Source organism: Sphingomonas sp. YR710 (assembly GCF_900101455.1).
Taxonomy (GTDB): Bacteria; Pseudomonadota; Alphaproteobacteria; order Sphingomonadales; family Sphingomonadaceae; genus Rhizorhabdus.
Genome location: NZ_FMZJ01000013.1, coordinates 92,412 through 110,225, shown reverse-complemented (window position 1 = coordinate 110,225; position 17,814 = coordinate 92,412). Strand labels below are relative to the sequence as shown.

Below are 17,814 nucleotides of genomic sequence, written 5' to 3'. Positions count from 1 at the left end.
AGAAGCCGATGCCACTCCATACAGACCAGGATATCGCCAGCCTTTTGCAGCATGCCCACACGATCGCGATGATCGGCGCATCCGACCGCCCCGATCGCGCCAGCAACGGCGTGATGCGCTTTCTGCAAACCCACGGCTACAAGGTGATCCCCGTCAATCCGGCGCTCACGGGCCGATCGGTCAACGGCGAAACCGCGGTCGCCTCGCTGAACGATATCCACGAGCCGATCGATATCGTCGATATCTTCCGCAACCCGGACGATGCCGGCGATGCCGTCGACGACGCCATTGCGGCGCATGCCGGCGCCGTCTGGCTTCAGCTGGGCGTCATCAATGAGTCCGCCGCAGCCCGTGCCGAAGCCGCCGGCGTCAAGGTGGTGATGGATCGCTGCCCGAAGATCGAGTTCGGCCGGCTGGATTTGTAGCGCCGGAATTCATTTTCCATCCTCCCCCGCCAGGGGGAGGATCAAAAAAGGGCCGGCGAGGTTTCAGCGCACGACGCCCTTCACGGCCCGCGACGCAAGCCGCTCCACTGCGCACGCATGGATCCCCGGCGCGGTCGCCAGCACGCCGAACGCCTCGCCGCGGGTGCTGTTGTAGCGCAGGGGATGGCCGAAGGCGTTCGTCACAGTGGCACCCGCCTCCTGCGCGATCAGCGCGGCCGCCGCGATATCCCATTCATGCCCCCAGCGGATCGTCGCCAGCAGATCGGCCTCGCCCGCCGCCACCATCGCGATCCTGAGCGCGATCGAATTGGGTTTGGGGACCGTCACCAGATCGGCATCCTGCTTCATCAGCACGTCGGCCGGCACGCGTGCGCCGAACAAATCGGTACGGCGCGACGCGATCAATGGCACGCCGTTGCGCGTCGCCCCTTGCCCCGATTGCGCGCGCCAATGCTCGCCGCGCGCGGGGGCATCGAGCACGCCGATCAGCGGCCGCCCGCCCTCGACCAGCGCGATCGACACCGCCCAGCCGTCACGACCGCGCACATAATCGCGGGTACCGTCGATCGGATCGACAACCCACACGCGAACGCAGTTGAGCCGCGAGGCATTGTCGGCGGTTTCTTCGGACAGCCAGCCGGCTTCGGGATCGATCGCCATCAGCCGCTCGTAGAGCAAGGCATCGGCCGCCAGATCGATATCGCTGACCGGGCTGCCCTCGTCCTTGTTCCAGTGCCGAAAGTCGCCGCGCCACGATGCGAGCGCCATGGCGCCCACTTCGGCCGCCACCGCGCTGACCGCATCCAGAAGCGTTTCAGGCACCGGCCACCATCATCCCTTCGATCCTGATCGTGGGAACATCAACGGCCCGGCGGAATTCCAGATCCGAAGCCGGCGTCAATTCGCGATACATATCCTTGAGATTGCCTGCGACCGTGATCTCGGCGACCGGCTCGCAAATCTGGCCGTCGCGAATCACGAAGCCCGAAGCGCCGCGGCTATAGTCGCCGGTGACACCGTTGACGCCCTGCCCGATCAGCTCGGTAACATAGACGCCCAGCGTGATATCCGCGATCAACTCCGCCGGCGAGAGGCTTCCCGCCTGCAGATAAAGGTTGGTAACCCCCGTTCCGGGAGGCCCGCCAACACCGCGCGTGGCATGGCCGGTCGGCGAGAGGCCGAGCTGCCGGGCCGAGGCCGAATCCATCAACCAGCCGGTGAGGACGCCATCGGCGATGATATCGCTCGCTGCGGTCGGCAACCCCTCGCCATCGAACGGCTTGGATCGTTGCCCGCGCGGGCGCAGCGGATCATCGCGCACAACGATGCCCGGCCCGAACACCGCAGTGCCGAGGCTATCGAGCAGGAAGCTTGTCCGCCGGGCAATCGACGATCCGGTGATCGCGCCGATCAGATGGCCTAGCAGCCCCGATCCCACGCGCGGATCATAGACGACCGGCATCGCGCCGCTGCTCAGCTTTCCCGGGTTCAAGCGCCGAACCGCGCGCTCGCCCGCACGCTGCCCGATCGCCTGCGCATCTTCCAGATCCTCGAGATGGCGGGTCGAATGAAACGCATAATCGCGCTGCATACCGCCGCCTTCGCCGGCGATCACGCTGGCCGAACAGCCATAGCCGCTCGACGTATAGCCGCGCGCGAAACCATGGCTGGTCGCCAGCGCGATCACGGTACGGCTGGCCGAAGCCCCCGCACCTTCGCTGTTGGTGACGCCGGTCACCGCGCGGGCGGCGTCCTCGGCGGCTTCGGCACGTTCGCGCAGCTGCGCCGGCGACGGATCGGCATGGTCATCGCCATCGACATCGGGCGCCGCCCCGCGCAGCAACCGGTCTTCGGGGGCCAGCCCCGACCAGGGATCCTCGGGTGCCTCACGCGCCATCGCCACCGCGCGTTCGACCAGTGCCGACAGCGCATCGTCCGACAGATCGGACGAGGACACGCTGGCCGATCGGCTGCCGACGAACACGCGCAGACCGATTTCCTCCCCCTCCGATCGTTCGACATCCTCGAGCGCGCCGAGGCGCACTGATATCTGGGTGGAGGCGTTGCAGACATAGAGCGCATCGGCGGCATCCGCGCCGGCCTTGGCGGCTGCGGAGACGAGGGCGGCGGTACGATCTTCGGCTTGGGGGACTGTGAACATCAGCCGGACTTAGGAAGCAGGGTGCCGAACGTCAAAGCCTATCGGCAATAAATCCTCACGCTGTCGCGCCGATCACGAGGCAGGCGAGGAACATCAGTAGCCCGGCGAAGCGGTTCGCCCGGAATTTCGCGAGCGCATCGGCCGGATCCCTTCGATCCAGCGCGATCACCTGCCAGCCGAGATGGACCGCCATCGGCGCCAGCCCGACCAGACCCAGAAGTTGCGGCCGAACCAGCCAGAAAGCCGCTCCCCACAGAATGAGGGCGAGAACATAGAACACAGCGACCCCGCCCCGCGCATGCGCGCCCAGCGCGCGCGCCGAGGATTTGACGCCAGCCAGCGCATCATCCTCGATATCCTGAAGCGCATAGATCGTATCATAGCCGATCACCCAGCAGATCGACCCGGAATACAGCAGCCACAAAGCCGGCGCGAACCCGCCGGTCGCCGCCGGCCAGCCGACCAAAGCCGCCCAGGAGAAGACGATGCCGAGCCATGCCTGCGGCCACCAGGTGATCCGCTTCATGAATGGATAGGCGGCCACCGCGCCGAGGCTGGCGAGCGCCGTCACAGCTGCGACCGAATTGAGCTGGATCAGTGCGATCAACCCGACCAGACACAAGCCCGCGAGCCATGCCCAAGCCGCTTTGATGCTGATCCGCCCGCTCGCCAGCGGACGCTGCGCCGTCCGCGAGACCTTCCGGTCGAGATCGCGATCAACGATGTCATTATAGACGCAGCCGGCCCCGCGCATCGCGATAGACCCGAGCAGAAACCACAAGAGCAGATCCCAGCGCCGGAACGCCGCCCCGGCCAGTGCGATGCTCCACGCCCCCGGCCAGAACAAGAGCCACCAGCCGATCGGCCGATCGAAGCGCGCCAGTTGCACCAGATCGCGGACCGTCCTGGGCAGGCGCGCGAGCAGGCCGCGGCGCTCGCTGTCGGCAACGATCTCGGGATCCATCATGCGCCCCGGCTAGCCCTGTCGCGCGGCGGCTGCAACCCGGTGCGGGTCATCCGGCTAGATCCACTGGTGACGCTGAGCCATGCGACGGGCTGGTTGGTGAAACTGCTGCTTATCGGCGCGGCGACGGCGTGGCTCTTGTAGGTTAAAGGCCGCACAAAGCCGCATTTTCAACGGCCGTTCGGGCAATTCGGGCGCATTTTCCGTTGAAACTATTACAAAACGATGTCAGATAATTTATTGTTTTATAACGATAATTACTGTTTTTATGGCGGAAAATTTTTCGCCACTCAGAACCAACCCGGCACGTACGCCGTCGGGGACGCCGCTCCGGCATTTGTACCCGATTTGTTCAAAATACTCAAGCCGTAACCGCCGCGGCCCGAGGTTGCGAAGACGTCAGGCATCGCAATATGGCGGCTCATCATAATCAACCAGCTGACCGGCGTCCGCGTCTGCGCTCTTATCGTCGCGCCTTCAGGCAATTTCAAACGGACACGCAACCCGCAGCTCTGCTAGGGTGGCTACCTTCTTGATTCATGCGAACCGATAGGGCCACGAATATGGCAAAGCTCACCATCAAAGATATCACCCCCGCATTCGGCGCCGAGATCTCGGGCCTCGAGCCGAAAGTCCCGCTCGACGCGGAAACCTGTGCGCAACTCAGGACGCTGTTCGACGAGCGTAGCCTGCTCGTTTTCCGCGACGTCGACATCGACGTGCAGTTCCAGACCTATCTGTCCAACATGCTGATCGGCGACGATGCGAGCGTTCCCGACGATCTGCCGATCATGAAGGATTTCTACGTCTCGAACGAAAAACCCAAGTCGGCAGCGCCCTTCGGCCGGCTGATGTACCACTCCGATTCGCAGTGGGCGAAAAACTGGTGCTACGCATTGTCGCTTTACGGCGAAAAGGTCGAACAGCCATCCGCTCCGACAATGTTCGTCAGTTCGATCGTCGGCTGGGACACGCTGCCCGAGCATCTGCGCAAGCGCGCCGAGGGGCACTTCGTGATCCACCAGCACGATCCCGAGACCTACCAGAAGCGCGCCGCGGGTGACCCCAATGTGCTGCTGAACGATCTGAAGGCCAGCGAGGACTCCGATCCGCAGCCCATCGTGCTCACGCATCCCCGGACTGGGCGGAAGCTCCTCTACATCTCACAGCAGATGACCCGCAACGTCGAGGGGATGAGCGAACAGGAAAGCGACGAACTGCTCGGCCTCCTGTTCGATCACCTATACGACAAGAACAAGGAAATGGCGCACCACTGGCGCGAGGGCGATCTGGTCGTCTGGGACAACATCGCGCTGCAGCATGCCCGCCCGAACGTCCAGAGCGAAGGCCCGGCGCGCACGCTGCGCAAGACGATCGCCCCCCCGCCGAAGGTCGGCGCGGTGAAATCGCTCAACTATTCGAAAGTCGGCGCCGCCGCCTGATCGAAACGAACCGCGCAGAGATCGACGGAATTGGTGCACCTGGCACGATTTCGGCTTTGGGCCGGCGTGAATGCCCTGTTGATGGCTATATGCTATTGCGGTGACGCATTGCGACACCGCAATTCGCATTCGTGACCTGTACGCGCGATCCTGATAAGCGCCAGCCATGACCGCCACACCCGCCTGGCCGCCCGCCAGCCTGCCCCGCCTGTTCATCGACAGCCCACTATCCGACGGACAGGTGCTGACGATCGATGGTGGACAGGCCCATTATCTGACCGGCGTGATGCGTCTGAAGGCTGGCGATCGGATCATGCTGTTCGACGATCGCAGCGGCGAATGGCTGAGCCAGATCGAAAGTGTCGCCAAGCGCAGCCTTGCCGTTCGCCTGACCCACCATATCCGCCCGCGCGAAGCCGTGCCCGATCTTTGGCTGCTCGCGGCGCCGATCAAGAAGGGTCGGATCGACTGGGTGGCGGAGAAGGCATCCGAACTCGGGGTCGCGCGGTGGCAGCCGGTGATCACGCAGCGCACCATCGTCGACCGGCTCAACCTCGATCGCCTGCGCGCGCATATGATCGAGGCAGCCGAGCAATGCGAACGCACGGCGCTCCCCGTTCTCGATGAACCCGTAAAGCTGACCGCGCTTCTGCGCGACTGGCCCGCGGATCGCGCGCTCATCTTTGCCGATGAGGAAGGCGGCGTGCCGATGATCGACGCCATCGCGCCGGGGCCGGCCGCGATCCTGATCGGACCGGAAGGCGGCTTCACCCCCGACGAGCGCGCCATGATCCGTGGCATTGCCCAGGCTGTCGGCGTGTCGTTGGGGCCTCGCATCCTGCGCGCCGATACGGCGATGGCGGCGGCAGTAACTTTATGGATGGCAAAGGCGGGAGACTGGCGGTGAAGGGCCGGAGGCACTCCCCTCGCTGCTTGCAGAGAGGGGAGTTCTGACAGCGCTTATCAAAACTTTCTCATGCCTGCCGCTGCGGATCTGCGGGCAGCGCGCACCAAAAAATGTGACGAATTCACGATCGTCTAGCCAGGTACCGATCGGTCCGCTATGGGGCGGCGATGAGTACGCGCACAGCAGCCGATGGCGAGGATCCGCTGATCGAATCCCGTGAGGATTTGATTTCCGTCTTTTCCGAGGGGGAAAAGCCCAAGGAACAATGGCGCATCGGCACCGAGCATGAAAAATTCGTGTTCTTCGAAGATTCACACCGCGCGCCATCTTATGAGGAACGCGGCGGCATCCACGCACTGCTGATCGCGCTGACCAAATATGGCTGGGAACCGATCTACGAAGGCGACAAGATCATCGCGCTCAAGGGCTCGGACGGCAATGTCAGCCTTGAGCCTGCCGGCCAGTTCGAACTTTCGGGCGCCCCGCTCGACAACCTTCACCAGACCTGCGCCGAAACCGGCCGCCACCTTGAACAGGTGAAGGCGATCGGGGAACGGCTCGGCATCGGCTTCCTCGGCCTGGGCATGTGGCCGGACAAGACCCGCGAGGAATTGCCGATCATGCCCAAGGGCCGGTACGACATCATGCTGCGGCATATGCCCCGGGTGGGATCGATGGGACTGGACATGATGCTGCGCACCTGCACCATCCAGACCAATCTCGATTATTCATCCGAAGCCGACATGGTGAAGAAGTTCCGGGTGAGCCTGGCACTGCAGCCGCTGGCGACCGCTTTGTTCGCCAATTCGCCTTTCCTGGAGGGCAAGCCCAACGGCTATCTCAGCTATCGCAGCCATATCTGGACCGACACCGATCCGCACCGCACCGGCATGCTGCCGTTCGTGTTCGAAGATGGCTTCGGCTATGAACGCTATGCCGATTATATGCTCGACGTGCCGATGTATTTCGCGTTTCGCGATGGCTATGTCGATGCCGCCGGGCTCGACTTCAAGGATTTCCTCGCCGGCAAGCTTTCCGTCCTGCCCGGCGAACGCCCGCGGATCGGCGACTGGATCGACCATCTGTCGACCGCCTTCCCCGAAGTGCGCCTCAAGAGCTTCCTGGAAATGCGCGGCGCCGATGGCGGGCCGCATAACCGCATCTGCGCGCTGCCGGCGTTCTGGGTCGGGCTGCTCTATGACCAAGGTGCGCTCGACGCCGCCTGGGACGAGGTCAAGCACTGGACCATCGAGGATCATCGCCGCATCCGCAGCGAGGTGCCACGGCTTGGCCTCAAGGCGAAGGGCCCGCGCGGCCGGACCTTTCAGGAGCTTGGCGCCACCATCCTGGACATCGCGGCATCGGGCCTGCGCGCGCGCGCGCGGATCAATGGCGCGGGCGACGACGAAACCGGCTACCTCGCGCCGCTGCATGAAATCGTTGCATCCGGCAAAACGCCGGCAGAACGGTTGCTCGATCTTTACCACGGTCAATGGGGCGGCGACATGTCGCAGGTCTATCACGATGCACGCTTCTGAGGAGCCCGCATCCGGTCAACGGGGCAATTGGTAACTTATGCAACAAAATTTCTAATTGCATCGGTAGAAAAACAGAAAAGAAATGCTACCGTACGTTAGTACGTAACTTTGCCACAAAATCCGTGATCAAAATGCAACATGTTGCGGATAGATTCGGATTCATCACGGATCGGGATGAGACTCGCTGGTAAAGAGCTAAGCTGAAAACTATAGTTGCGATACGTCAGCAGGGGATCCTTACAAGAGGACTTCGCAGGAGAGGGTGCACCGGGAAAACCGGAGAGCGTGCTTGGCGTGGGCAGCTGTGGTAAAATCGTGGGTCTGGCTTCGGCCGTCGATCGCGAGCCGGAAATTTTCCGGCCCACAGGCTCCGCCACAGCCCCACCCAAGCCGCTCGAGAATCTGGCAGCGTGAAAGACGCACAGATTATCCAGTAAAATTCCTCTTCATCATACGAGACCCGGCCCGCTACCAGAAATTATCGTTACCAAGCCGATAACCATTTCGGCACAAGTAAACTCACGCCCATCGATATTTTATTAAACATCATCAGCTATCAAGTGGATACCTTTGATAGAAACTGTCGCTTTGCAGGTTTCCACAATCGATACTGAACAATTGCTTACCACGTTATTTAAGAGGCAGGCAATTTCCAACCCATAAACTTGCTCCATCGATACAATCGGATGGCGCGAACAGATGCGGTGGAGCTTCGATCAATCAGGGCTGGTGAAATTGGCTGGCGCGATCGCCTTGTCGCTTGCGGCGCCGCTATCGATGGGTGCGACGGATCTCGACGGCAATTTCGCCGACCGACTGCTGAGCTCCCATAATCGGGAGCGCACGCAAATGGGCATTCCCGCGCTCACATGGGATCAGGGCCTGGCGCGGGACGCACAAATCTGGGCGCGGCATCTGACTGACGTCGGCTATCTCGTCCACTCGCCCGACGATCCGCGCGACCCCGACCCCGAAGGGGAGAATCTTTGGGCCGGGACGCGTGGCTATTATGGGCCGGAGGCGATGGTCGGGCTGTGGGTGGCCGAAAAAAAAGATTTCAAGCCGGGCATTTTCCCGAACAATTTCATCAAGGGAAATCTCGAGCGGGTTGGCCATTATACGCAGGTGATGTGGCGATCAACCCACGCCGTCGGCTGTGCGGTCGCGCACGGGCGTCGCGACGATTTCCTGGTTTGCCGGTACAGCGAAGGCGGCAACGTGATCGGCGAGCGGCCGTTCTGACCTTCACCAACCGAATGCCATCCAGAGGTCAGGAGCTTACGGGCTTGTCCTTGGGGCCCGTGCCGTTGCGGCGATAGCTCACCCGTGCGACGCCGCCGATAATCCCGAAGCCCAGCACAAGCTGCACCCAGGTCTGCGGTTCAGGCACGACGGGAGGCGAACCCGGTGGCAGCGGATTGCCGCCTGATGGCGGCACGAAGATGCGCGGTGCCAGCGGAATCGGATTTTTGGGATCGAGCGGCGGCACTTCGGCAACCTGGATCGGCGGCATCGGCGTCGTGATCGTGGGAAGATTGGACAACGCCAGCGGCGTCACCGAGGGGCAAGGCGTTTCGGCCGATGCCACCTGCGTGCCCTCGCCAGCCGCAGGCGTCGCCCGGACGCGCGTTTTCGGCTTGGCATATTGGCGTGGCTGGGTCGCCTTGTGAACGGCATCGCGAACCTGTGGCACGCCAAGGCTTAGCGCTGTCGTCCCGGCTACAGGACATACGCACGTCATCAGCAATTTTGCTGCCTTGGAGGCAACGGCTTCCTTCAACATGAACGACGACCCCGATACACAACGACCCCAACTCTATCAGCCCGGCCTTAACACATTTCAAAGCTACCGCAAAATAGAAGCGGTTCACGTCTGTTACGGCCACGGCCGATCGGCTATGCCATGCCGATGAACGCCTTGGCCAGATCGTCTTCTAGAACGGCAGGACGGCTTTGCTGTGATTCCCGGCACAAACCCATACGAGCAAGGTAAGTCTTGACCGAACCCGAAGCGACTGCCCGAAGCGCGAACGATCAAGGCACTTATGGGCTGGCCGATCTCGCTCCGTTGCTGGCCACCATGCGACAACATTGGCTGCTGCTGCTCGGTGCGATCATTCTCGCCGTGCCGACGATGTTCGATGTCGCGCGGGAAAACTGGTCGACCGAACAGGGCGCCCACGGCCCGATCGTGCTGGCGACCGGGCTCTGGCTGTTCTCACGGCGCTGGCCCGAAGTTCGGGACCGGCGCGCGCCCGGTGACCCGAAGCTCGCTTTGCTGGGCTTTCTGGTCGCCGCTCCGTTATTCGTGCTCGCCCGTATCACCTCGGTGATCGAGGTCGAAGGATTCATGATGTACGGGTTGCTGCTGACCGGCGCTTATTATCTGCTGGGAACTGCGGCGATGCGCGGGCTGTGGTTTCCCATTGTCTATATGCTGTTCATTTTTCCGCCACCCGACACCGTTGTCGCGATTATCACGCAACCGCTGAAGATCGCGATTTCGCAGACGGCCATCAACCTGCTCTACCTGTTCGGCTATCCGATCGCAGGATCGGGCGTGACGATCGCGATTGGCCAGTACCAACTGCTTATCGCTGCCGCCTGTGCCGGGCTGAATTCGCTGATAAGCCTGTCCGCGATCGGGCTGTTCTATATCTACATTCGCCACAATGCGAACTGGCGTTACGCGCTGCTGCTGATGTTCGCGATCGTTCCCGTCGCGATCATGGCCAATTTCATCCGGGTGATCGTACTGATCCTGATCACTTATTATCTCGGAGATGCCGCCGCCCAGGGCTTTCTCCACAGCTTCTCGGGGATCACCATGTTCCTCTTTTCGGTATTGGGTATTTTCGGCGTCGATGCGCTGGCATCACCGCTGCGGCGGCGGCTCGCACGCGGGCAGGCGCAGCGGTGACCGACGATCAGGCCCGCGCCCCCGTCTTCGATCGCCGGACGATGATCGTCGGCGGTGCGTTGGCGGCGACCAGTCTGGTTGCGAATCTGCGCCGCCCCGACATCCCGTTCCGGATGCTCCATGGTGAAAAGCTCGACGATCTTTTCCCGAAGAAGGTTGGGAACTGGGAGTGCGAGAGCAATAGCGGGCTGGTGCTCCCGCCGCGGGATCAGTTGCGCGACCGCATCTACAATAGCCTAGTCACCCGCTTCTATTCCTCCCCAACGGATCTGCCGGTGATGCTGTTGATCGCCTATAGCGGTACCCAGGACGGCGTGCTGCAGGTCCACCGGCCCGAAGTCTGCTATCCGGCGGCAGGTTATGAATTGCTTGAGAATCATTTCGAGCCGCTGGCCGTTGGGCGCGGGCTGATCGTACCGGCGCATTTCATCTCCACCCGCAGCAGCAGCCGGCGCGAGCAACTGATCTACTGGACGCGGATCGGGAACGCATTTCCGACCCGCTGGTGGGAGCAACATGTTGCGGTAGCCCAGGAAAATCTGATCGGACATGTACCGGATGGCGTGCTGATCCGCGTGTCGACAGCAGCGATCGACGACCTACAGGCCATCGCGGTGCTAAAGCATTTCACACTGGCAATGCTGGCGCTGCTGTCCCCACTGGCGCGTCGCGTGTTGTTTGGCGAGGCAGGTGCCCCGGCCTGAACACGGCGTGCGCATGCGATCAGTCTCCCCGACGATCCAACGGCCGAAGAACAGTGAAGATATAAGCCAGCGTTCCGATTATCACGGCAATCGCTGCTGCGTTATAGAGATAGCTACCACTGCCCAGGCCATTATTGCCGAACCAGTTGGCGACCGCGCAGCCAATTGCCGCACCAAGATATTGCCAAATCGAGTCGCGAGGGCTCTGCAACGTCGATCGTTGCATGAAAAGGACTACCAGCCCCGCGAAGATGGCGATCGTTATCCAGTCGTATATGGTTTCCACGCCTTGCCCCTTTTACCGCCCGGCCTTCATAGAGGCTTGTGGTACGCCCCGGCAATCATGTAGCAATCTTGGTGCGCCGCCGTAAGTCGGTGCCGATAAGGGGGTTTTCACGGTGCATGCGAAATTGAGGCTCGCCGGCGGTGCGATGATCGCCACTCTGCTCCTGGCCGGATGCCATAAGGAGCCCAAAGGTCAGGTCGTCGCCATCGTCAACGGTGATGAAATCTCGATGCAGGAACTCAACGCCGAATTGCAGGGCGTTCGTATTCCGGACAATGTCGATCGCAAGGTATTGCGCAAGGAAATCCTCGAGCGCCTGATCGACCGCAAGCTGATCGTCCAGAAGGCCAAGGATCAGGGTATCGACAAGACCCCCGATTATGTGGCGCAAAAGCGCCGCCTCGACGACAATCTGCTGGTCAGCATGCTGGGCCAGAAGATTGCCCAGACCGTCCCGGTGCCGGACGATCGCGATATCAACCAGTATATCAACGACAACCCTTCTTTGTTCGCGCAGCGCCAGCGGCTGCTGCTCGATCAGTTGCAATTTGATGCGCCCAAGGATGTGAAACGCCTGCTCGCGCTGCGCGACGCGCATTCGCTCGACGCGGTTGCAACCGGGCTGCAGCAGCTGGGCATCACATTCACGCGCGGCAAGGGCGTCATCGATTCCGGGCGGCTCGATCCGCAGCTGATGAAGAAGATCAACGAATTGCCGGCCGGCGAGCCGTTCATCCTGCCTTCCGGCGGCAAGTTCGTCGCCAGCGTGATCATCAGCCGCGACACGATTGGCACCCCTTCGGACGTGGCGCGCGCGGTGGCCACCGAAGCGGTACGACGGCGCGCCCTGGTCAAGGAAAGCCAGGCCCAGGTCGTTCGCGCCCGCAAGGAGGCCGAGATCCAGTACCAATCGGGTTTCGAGCCGGCTAAGGGCACAGCACCCGCGGCGGGGCCGGCCAAGTCCGCTCAATAGGCGTTATGATCCCATAACAGCTTGTAGAAGGTCTCGAGAATGATGCGGATATCGAGCATCAGCGACCAATTTTCGATATAATAAAAATCATATTCCACGCGCCGCTTGGCGCGTTCGATCGTGTTGATCTCTCCCCGCAGACCGCGGACCTGGGCGAGGCCGGTTATCCCCGGTTTCACCCGGTGCCGTGCGGCATATCCCTTCACCGCCTCGAAATATTGCTTGTCACCGACCTTCATGGTCGTCGCATGTGGGCGCGGCCCCACGATCGACATTTCCCCGCATAATACATTGTACAATTGTGGCAGTTCATCGATGCTGAGCCGCCGGATGATGCGCCCGACCGGCGTCACCCGCGGATCGCCCCGCACCGTCCGCTCGGCGCCGCTTTCGTCCTGCTGATCGACATACATCGATCGGAATTTCAGGACGTCGATCTTCACATTATTGAAGCCGAAGCGCTGCTGACGAAACAGGATCGGGCCCGGGCTGGTCAATTTGATCGCCAGTGCCGCCAGCGCCAGCACGGGCGATAGTATGATCAGCCCCCCGAGCGCCAGAAACCGATCTTCGAGCGCCTTGATGATGTGATCCCAATCGCGGATCGGTCGCTGCCATAGCGCGAAGAGCGGCAAGGATCCGATGAAACGCATACGATATTGGGTCGACAGATCCATCGCCTCGCGCGGCATGAGGCAGATGTCGACCGACACCGATTGGAGGGTTTCGGTGATCTGATCGAGCCGATCCTGCCCGATCATCGGCAGGGCGATGATCACCATGTCGACATCGCCGCGCTTCACCCGCTCGAGCAGCGCATCGAGATCGCCGAGAAACGGCACACCCCATAAGCGATCGCGGTCGATCCGGGTGGTGCGGCCGTCCGCGATGCCGATTACCGACAGATAGGGCAACCTTTCGAGATCGAGCAGCCGGAGCACCCGGCCCGTCGCATGCTCATCGGCACCATAAATGACGATGCGCTGACCGATATAGCCGGCCTGCACCAAATGCCAGACGAGCTTGCGGACGGCATAACGGCTGACGAACAGCAGCAGCAGGCAGGAGCCGACGTAACAGACGCCAAGCCCCGGCGAAAACAGGGTGGCGAGCCCCAATTGCCAGACCGTCGCGAACACCAGGATGGCTGCGATCAGGAATTCGAAGACGACACCCTGATCGCTGTCCTGGCCGCGCCCCATCGGATGCGAATAGGAATCGCGCGACAGCCGGATCAGCAAGAAGTTCACCGCCACGATCACGGCCACCGTGACGTGCATGTCGAGGAAATATTGGCGGCCCGCCAATATGGCATAGGCCATGACCGCCAGTACCGAGCCCAGAATGAGGCAGGCGATATCCGCGGTGATCACGATCGAAGCGATGACGTTCGATGTAAAACGATATTTGCGCGACTTCATCTCGGCAAGTGCCGGGGGACTGTCCGGAACGGTCAGCATGGCTTCATGATCCGCACCGTCATTATCAACGCACCCGCAGGATATCGCGCGCGCGCGCGATCCAGCGCTCATTGCCCGATGCGCTCGCCAGTGCCGCCTGCGCCTGCGCCCGGGCGCCCGCCGCGTCGCCACCGGCGATCAGCGCTTCTGCCAGATGATATCGATAGATCGACGGCGGCTGAAACCCCTCGATGGCACGCCGCAGAAGCGACACGGCACCGGCCACATTGCCAGTCCGCAGCAGCAACCATCCGCGTGTATCGAGAAATGCCGGGAGGTCCTCCGATTCGATCCGCTTCGCCAGCTGCACGGCTTCCTGCAGGGCCGGCGGCGAACGATCTTCGGACAGGAGATAGATCAGATTGTTGATCGCGATCAGATTGTCCGGGTGCTGACGCAACAACAGCCGGTAGCTTTTGGCGGCGGCGGCATTGCTACCCGAAGCCTGCTCGAACGTCGCCCGTTCGAAGAGCAGGGTATCGTTCGACGACAGACGCGCCAGCCCCTGCGCAAGCGCCGCGAACGCGCCCGACCGATCGCCGGCGCCAAAGCGCAAGCGTGCCAGATCACGATAACCGAGCGCCTGCGTCGGATCGCGCTCGATCACCCCCTGTATTGCGGCCTCCGCGCCCTGGCGATCGCCCCGGAGCAGCGCGAGATTGGCGAGAACCAGCTTGGCGAGTTCATTCTGCGGCTGCCGCACGATCACGGCCTTGGTGATCTTTTCGGCGTCGGGCGCCCTCCCCTGAACCACGAGCTTCTGTGCGGTTGCCTCAAGGCTGACCTGCCCCCCCAGCACCGACTGCAACATCGCCGGGAGGCTGCCTGAAAGCGGCGCGCCATCCTTGTGCTTTTCGTTCATCGCCATCGACAACGCGGCGCGTGCTTTATCACCACCCCGGAGCCGGCCGAGAGCATCGAGCGTAAGTTGTGCGCAACGCTCATCACCGAGCGCAAGGCAGAGATCGGCCCGGATCTTCCAGCCTTCGAGGGAATCGGCATTGTGCCGCGTAAAATTCTCGGCAATGTCGAGCGCCATTTGACGGCGATCAGTACCGATCAGGTAGGCGATATAGGCGCGCAACAAATCGGCGTTCGCCGGCAGTTCATCAGCCGCCCGGGCGAAAACACCGTCGGCCAGGGCCTGTTCCTTACGCAGGGCATAGACCTGAGCCAGTGCAACCCGTGCCGCCGCGAGATCGGGATTGTCGCGCCCCAAAATCTGCGCGTCGTTCAGCGCCAAGCCGAGATTCTTGCGATCGATCGAAATCTGGATCCGCAGCAACAGCGCCTGCGGATTGGTCTTATCGAATTCGAGCACCTTATCCGCCCGCGCCAGCGCCTCCGTCCGCTTGCCGAGCCCCGCCAACGCTGCCGCATAGAGCGTGTTTGCCTGGACATTTTCGGGCGTGATGCTGCCTTTGTCGACGAAAGGCCGCAGGATGGCTTCGGCCTCTGCGAACCGTTTCTGATCGACGGCAAGCTGGCCGAGCGCGACCTTCATCTGATCATTGCCGGCCTCGGCAAAGCGGCGCACCTGATCGATGGCGATCGCCTTGCTGCCGACGGCCATCCACAAATCGACGATCTTCTGCTGCAGCTTGGTATTATGCGGATTGGCCGATTGCAGCCGATCGATGATCGCCAGCGCTCGATCGGGCCGATCACTTTCGTACAGCACCCTGGCATATTCGAGGCGCAGATCGATGTTGCGCGGCTGCAGCTTGAACAGGCGCGCATAGGTGGCGTCGATGCCCGCAAGATCCTGCTGATCGCTGTAAAAATCGAGCAACGCGATAAATTTCGGCCGCGACGGGCCATCACGAGACACCGAATTTTCGAGTGTGGCTATCGCAGCCTTGGAATCGCCGGTCGCATATTGCACGCGGGCGAGCAGGATCGCTGCCCCTTCATTGCCAGGTTCAACTGACAGCATATGCAGGGCGATGGCCCGCGCATCATCGTACTTCTTCGTGTCGAAGGCCACCGAGCCCTTGACGAACAGCATCCGCAGATTGCCCGGATCAAGCAACAGCATCTTATCGGCATATTTGACGGCATCATCGGGCGATCCACCCGAATAGGACAATTCGGCTACGGCCTGCATCGCCTCGATATTGCCCTTGTCGAGTTCGAGGGCACGGGAATAGGCCGAATAAGCGTTGAAATATTTGTTGAGGGCGAGTTCGACGCGGCCGAGCTTGTTCCAATAATCGGCGACATCATCCTGTTCGCGGATCGCGTTGCGGATTTCGATGCGCGCGCGCAACATGTCGTGCTGAGCATAATAATTTTCGTATCGCACGAGCGCCTTGGCCGCACGTTCCTGCGGCGAACCGCAACCGGCGATCGCCAGCAGCAGGCACAGCCCCAGGCGTGCCAAAGGATGCCGGCGCCGGGCCGAACGAGCCAAATCCCTCATTGCGGAACGAACCGCCCGATCGGGACCATCGCGCGCGCCAGGAACGACGTCAGCATGGCATCGGTCTTCGCCTCGGTGCCGCCGGGCGGGACCAGGGCGTTGAGACGAATCAGGGCCCCGTCGGTTCGATTCTTGAGCAGGCTATCCTCCAGCAAGGCAAACTTTACCCTATATTCGTCGGTCATCCAGCGCCCTCGCTGGTAAAAGACATAATAGACGATCTGCCGCGCCGGACCTGCTTCGACAACAGCACGGTTTACCATGCGCAACCGGCCACCGATCATTACGGGCCGCTGCTGCAGCGAGGTGATCGTCCAGCCCGAACCGGGGATACAGACCTGCGGCGAATGCGGCGAAACACCTTGGCTTTGCTGGTCGTAATACGCAACGAACAGATTGAGTTCGCCCGCCCCGCTCCGCGCAAAATCGACGTTGATATAGTCGGGGTTGCCGAGGAAGCGCAGTTCGGTCCGCGTGAGCGGCGCCACCGCGCCCCGCCAGCTGCCAATTTCGAGTGGAAACAACAGCAAGGGCGGGCGCGCGGGAAGAACCGGCGTTCGGAAGCGCAGCGCCATCACGGCCGGTATGGTTGCGACCAGCACAAGCACCGCCGTCAGCATCGGCAGACTGGTCCAGCCGATTGCCGGCGCGGTCGACGGAATCGGATCGGGATCGTCAAGGCCGAAAACATCGCCCCAAGGTTGACGCGCGAACAGGTTGAGCAGCGCGATTTCCCCGAGCAGGATCACCGCACAGGCCACGAATATCACCCAGCCTTCGAAAGCATGGGTAAATCCTGCCGCAGCCGAAGGCCCTTGATGCTCGACCAGGATACCGATGGCGGCGATGCGCAGGATGTTCATGCCGATCGCAATCGGCGGAGCGGACGCGACGACCAACGCACGCTGCCACCATCGCCCGCGGTACAAAAAGGCGATGATCACGGCGAGGCCGGTCAACGGAAACAGATATCGCAGGCCGCTACAGGCCTCGATAACATCAAGCTGATAGCTACCAAGATCGACGATATTGCCATCGGCATAGGCCGCGATCTTCAGGGCATGCAGGATCGCCACTCCTGCTTGTGTGGAAAGGAGCTGCAACCGCGCGGTCGCCTGCGCTTCCAGGAAATAGGGCACTGGTACGACAACCAGGATCAGCAGCAGCGCCGGCCCAGCGATCCGGAGCCCCCGCATGCCGAACAGCCCAAGCGCCAAGCCAGCCAGGAGCAGCACGAGACCATATTGTGCGAGGAAGAAAGTCGCGCCAAGTTCGCTGAACAGCGCCAGCCCGGCGCCGAGCGCGACAACCGGCACCGCAAGCCATGTCGACCCGCCCGCAGCCGCCAGCAACGCACCGCGCCTTCGAAACAGGTAGAAACCGGAAACCGCCAGCGCGATGAAGCCGTGGCTATATTCTTCGCTGGAAAGCCAGCGGCCCGCGATATTAGTAATCGCGCTCCAGAACAGAAACAGGATGATACCGGACACCAGCGCCGGAGCCGCAATGCGCGCGCCCCGCTTCAGGATGGCCCGGTCCATGCTCCCCGATCGACTGGATTCTGTGACTGCCGCCATATTGTGCGATGGAT

Annotated in this window: 16 protein-coding genes; 8 read left to right on the top strand and 8 right to left on the bottom strand. The window is 62.0% G+C overall.

All coding sequences use genetic code 11. The features are described from left to right. Window positions 1–8: 8 nt before the first annotated feature. On the top strand, window positions 9–425 hold the full coding sequence (locus tag BLS13_RS15575; protein ID WP_093453485.1) for a CoA-binding protein: 417 nt from the start codon (window positions 9–11) through the stop codon (window positions 423–425). 63 nt (window positions 426–488) lie between these two features. Here BLS13_RS15575 and BLS13_RS15570 read toward each other — a convergent pair whose 3' ends face one another. The 3 genes from BLS13_RS15570 to ubiA are packed head-to-tail and all read right to left on the bottom strand — an operon-like array spanning window position 489 to window position 3,571. Continuing rightward, complete coding sequence (locus BLS13_RS15570; protein ID WP_093453483.1) at window positions 489–1,268, bottom strand: 3'(2'),5'-bisphosphate nucleotidase CysQ; 780 nt, start codon at window positions 1,266–1,268, stop codon at window positions 489–491. Further along, the gene (locus BLS13_RS15565) at window positions 1,261–2,607 is read right to left on the bottom strand and encodes a TldD/PmbA family protein (protein WP_093453482.1); all 1,347 of its coding nucleotides are present in this window, start codon (window positions 2,605–2,607) and stop codon (window positions 1,261–1,263) included. The genes BLS13_RS15570 and BLS13_RS15565 overlap by 8 nt, the downstream gene beginning before the upstream one ends. A 55-nt stretch (window positions 2,608–2,662) precedes the next feature. Beyond that, window positions 2,663–3,571: a 4-hydroxybenzoate octaprenyltransferase gene (ubiA, locus tag BLS13_RS15560; RefSeq protein ID WP_093453480.1), complete on the bottom strand. Its 909-nt coding sequence runs from the start codon at window positions 3,569–3,571 to the stop codon at window positions 2,663–2,665. Window positions 3,572–4,134: 563 nt separating this feature from the next. Between ubiA and BLS13_RS15555 the strand changes: the two genes are divergently transcribed. The 4 genes from BLS13_RS15555 to BLS13_RS15540 all read left to right on the top strand — a co-directional run bounded on the left by BLS13_RS15555 (window position 4,135) and on the right by BLS13_RS15540 (window position 8,700). Continuing rightward, window positions 4,135–5,013: a TauD/TfdA dioxygenase family protein gene (locus tag BLS13_RS15555; protein WP_176943618.1), complete on the top strand. Its 879-nt coding sequence runs from the start codon at window positions 4,135–4,137 to the stop codon at window positions 5,011–5,013. A gap of 166 nt (window positions 5,014–5,179) precedes the next feature. Beyond that, the gene (locus BLS13_RS15550) at window positions 5,180–5,920 is read left to right on the top strand and encodes a 16S rRNA (uracil(1498)-N(3))-methyltransferase (protein ID WP_093453477.1); all 741 of its coding nucleotides are present in this window, start codon (window positions 5,180–5,182) and stop codon (window positions 5,918–5,920) included. Between the two features lie 167 nt (window positions 5,921–6,087). Next, window positions 6,088–7,458 carry a glutamate--cysteine ligase gene (locus BLS13_RS15545; RefSeq protein ID WP_093453476.1) on the top strand — a complete coding sequence of 457 codons (1,371 nt, stop codon included), beginning with the start codon at window positions 6,088–6,090 and terminating at the stop codon, window positions 7,456–7,458. 699 nt (window positions 7,459–8,157) lie between these two features. Next, window positions 8,158–8,700 carry a CAP domain-containing protein gene (locus BLS13_RS15540; RefSeq protein ID WP_093453474.1) on the top strand — a complete coding sequence of 181 codons (543 nt, stop codon included), beginning with the start codon at window positions 8,158–8,160 and terminating at the stop codon, window positions 8,698–8,700. A 28-nt stretch (window positions 8,701–8,728) separates the two neighbouring features. On the opposite strand, the gene BLS13_RS15535 is transcribed toward BLS13_RS15540, so the two are convergent. Further along, window positions 8,729–9,241, bottom strand: coding sequence for a hypothetical protein (locus BLS13_RS15535; protein ID WP_093453473.1), 513 nt, complete (start codon window positions 9,239–9,241; stop codon window positions 8,729–8,731). A gap of 213 nt (window positions 9,242–9,454) precedes the next feature. On the opposite strand from BLS13_RS15535, the gene xrtV reads away from it, so the two are divergent. Both xrtV and epsI read left to right on the top strand, forming a co-directional pair. Beyond that, window positions 9,455–10,378, top strand: a complete 924-nt coding sequence (xrtV, locus tag BLS13_RS15530; RefSeq protein ID WP_256325918.1) for an exosortase V — start codon at window positions 9,455–9,457, stop codon at window positions 10,376–10,378. After that, window positions 10,375–11,082 (top strand): exosortase-associated protein EpsI, V-type, encoded by a 708-nt coding sequence (epsI, locus tag BLS13_RS15525; protein WP_256325917.1) that lies wholly within the window; start codon window positions 10,375–10,377, stop codon window positions 11,080–11,082. Before xrtV ends, epsI begins: the two co-directional genes overlap by 4 nt. A 19-nt stretch (window positions 11,083–11,101) precedes the next feature. Here the strand turns inward: epsI and BLS13_RS15520 are convergent, their stop codons facing one another. Continuing rightward, window positions 11,102–11,368 carry an XrtV sorting system accessory protein gene (locus BLS13_RS15520; RefSeq protein ID WP_093453471.1) on the bottom strand — a complete coding sequence of 89 codons (267 nt, stop codon included), beginning with the start codon at window positions 11,366–11,368 and terminating at the stop codon, window positions 11,102–11,104. 112 nt (window positions 11,369–11,480) lie between these two features. On the opposite strand from BLS13_RS15520, the gene BLS13_RS15515 reads away from it, so the two are divergent. Next, entirely contained in the window at window positions 11,481–12,341 is an 861-nt protein-coding gene (locus BLS13_RS15515) for a SurA N-terminal domain-containing protein (protein ID WP_256325916.1), read from the top strand. Here BLS13_RS15515 and BLS13_RS15510 read toward each other — a convergent pair. Genes BLS13_RS15510 through xrtD form a run of 3 tightly spaced genes read right to left on the bottom strand, consistent with a single transcriptional unit; the run spans window position 12,335 to window position 17,764 of the window. Then, on the bottom strand, window positions 12,335–13,801 hold the full coding sequence (locus tag BLS13_RS15510) for an undecaprenyl-phosphate glucose phosphotransferase (RefSeq protein ID WP_093453533.1): 1,467 nt from the start codon (window positions 13,799–13,801) through the stop codon (window positions 12,335–12,337). The genes BLS13_RS15515 and BLS13_RS15510 overlap by 7 nt on opposite strands. Window positions 13,802–13,826: 25 nt before the next feature. Next, the gene (locus BLS13_RS15505) at window positions 13,827–16,214 is read right to left on the bottom strand and encodes a tetratricopeptide repeat protein (protein WP_176943617.1); all 2,388 of its coding nucleotides are present in this window, start codon (window positions 16,212–16,214) and stop codon (window positions 13,827–13,829) included. 5 nt (window positions 16,215–16,219) lie between these two features. Continuing rightward, window positions 16,220–17,764, bottom strand: coding sequence for a VPLPA-CTERM-specific exosortase XrtD (gene xrtD, locus BLS13_RS15500; protein ID WP_176943616.1), 1,545 nt, complete (start codon window positions 17,762–17,764; stop codon window positions 16,220–16,222). Window positions 17,765–17,814: the final 50 nt, after the last annotated feature.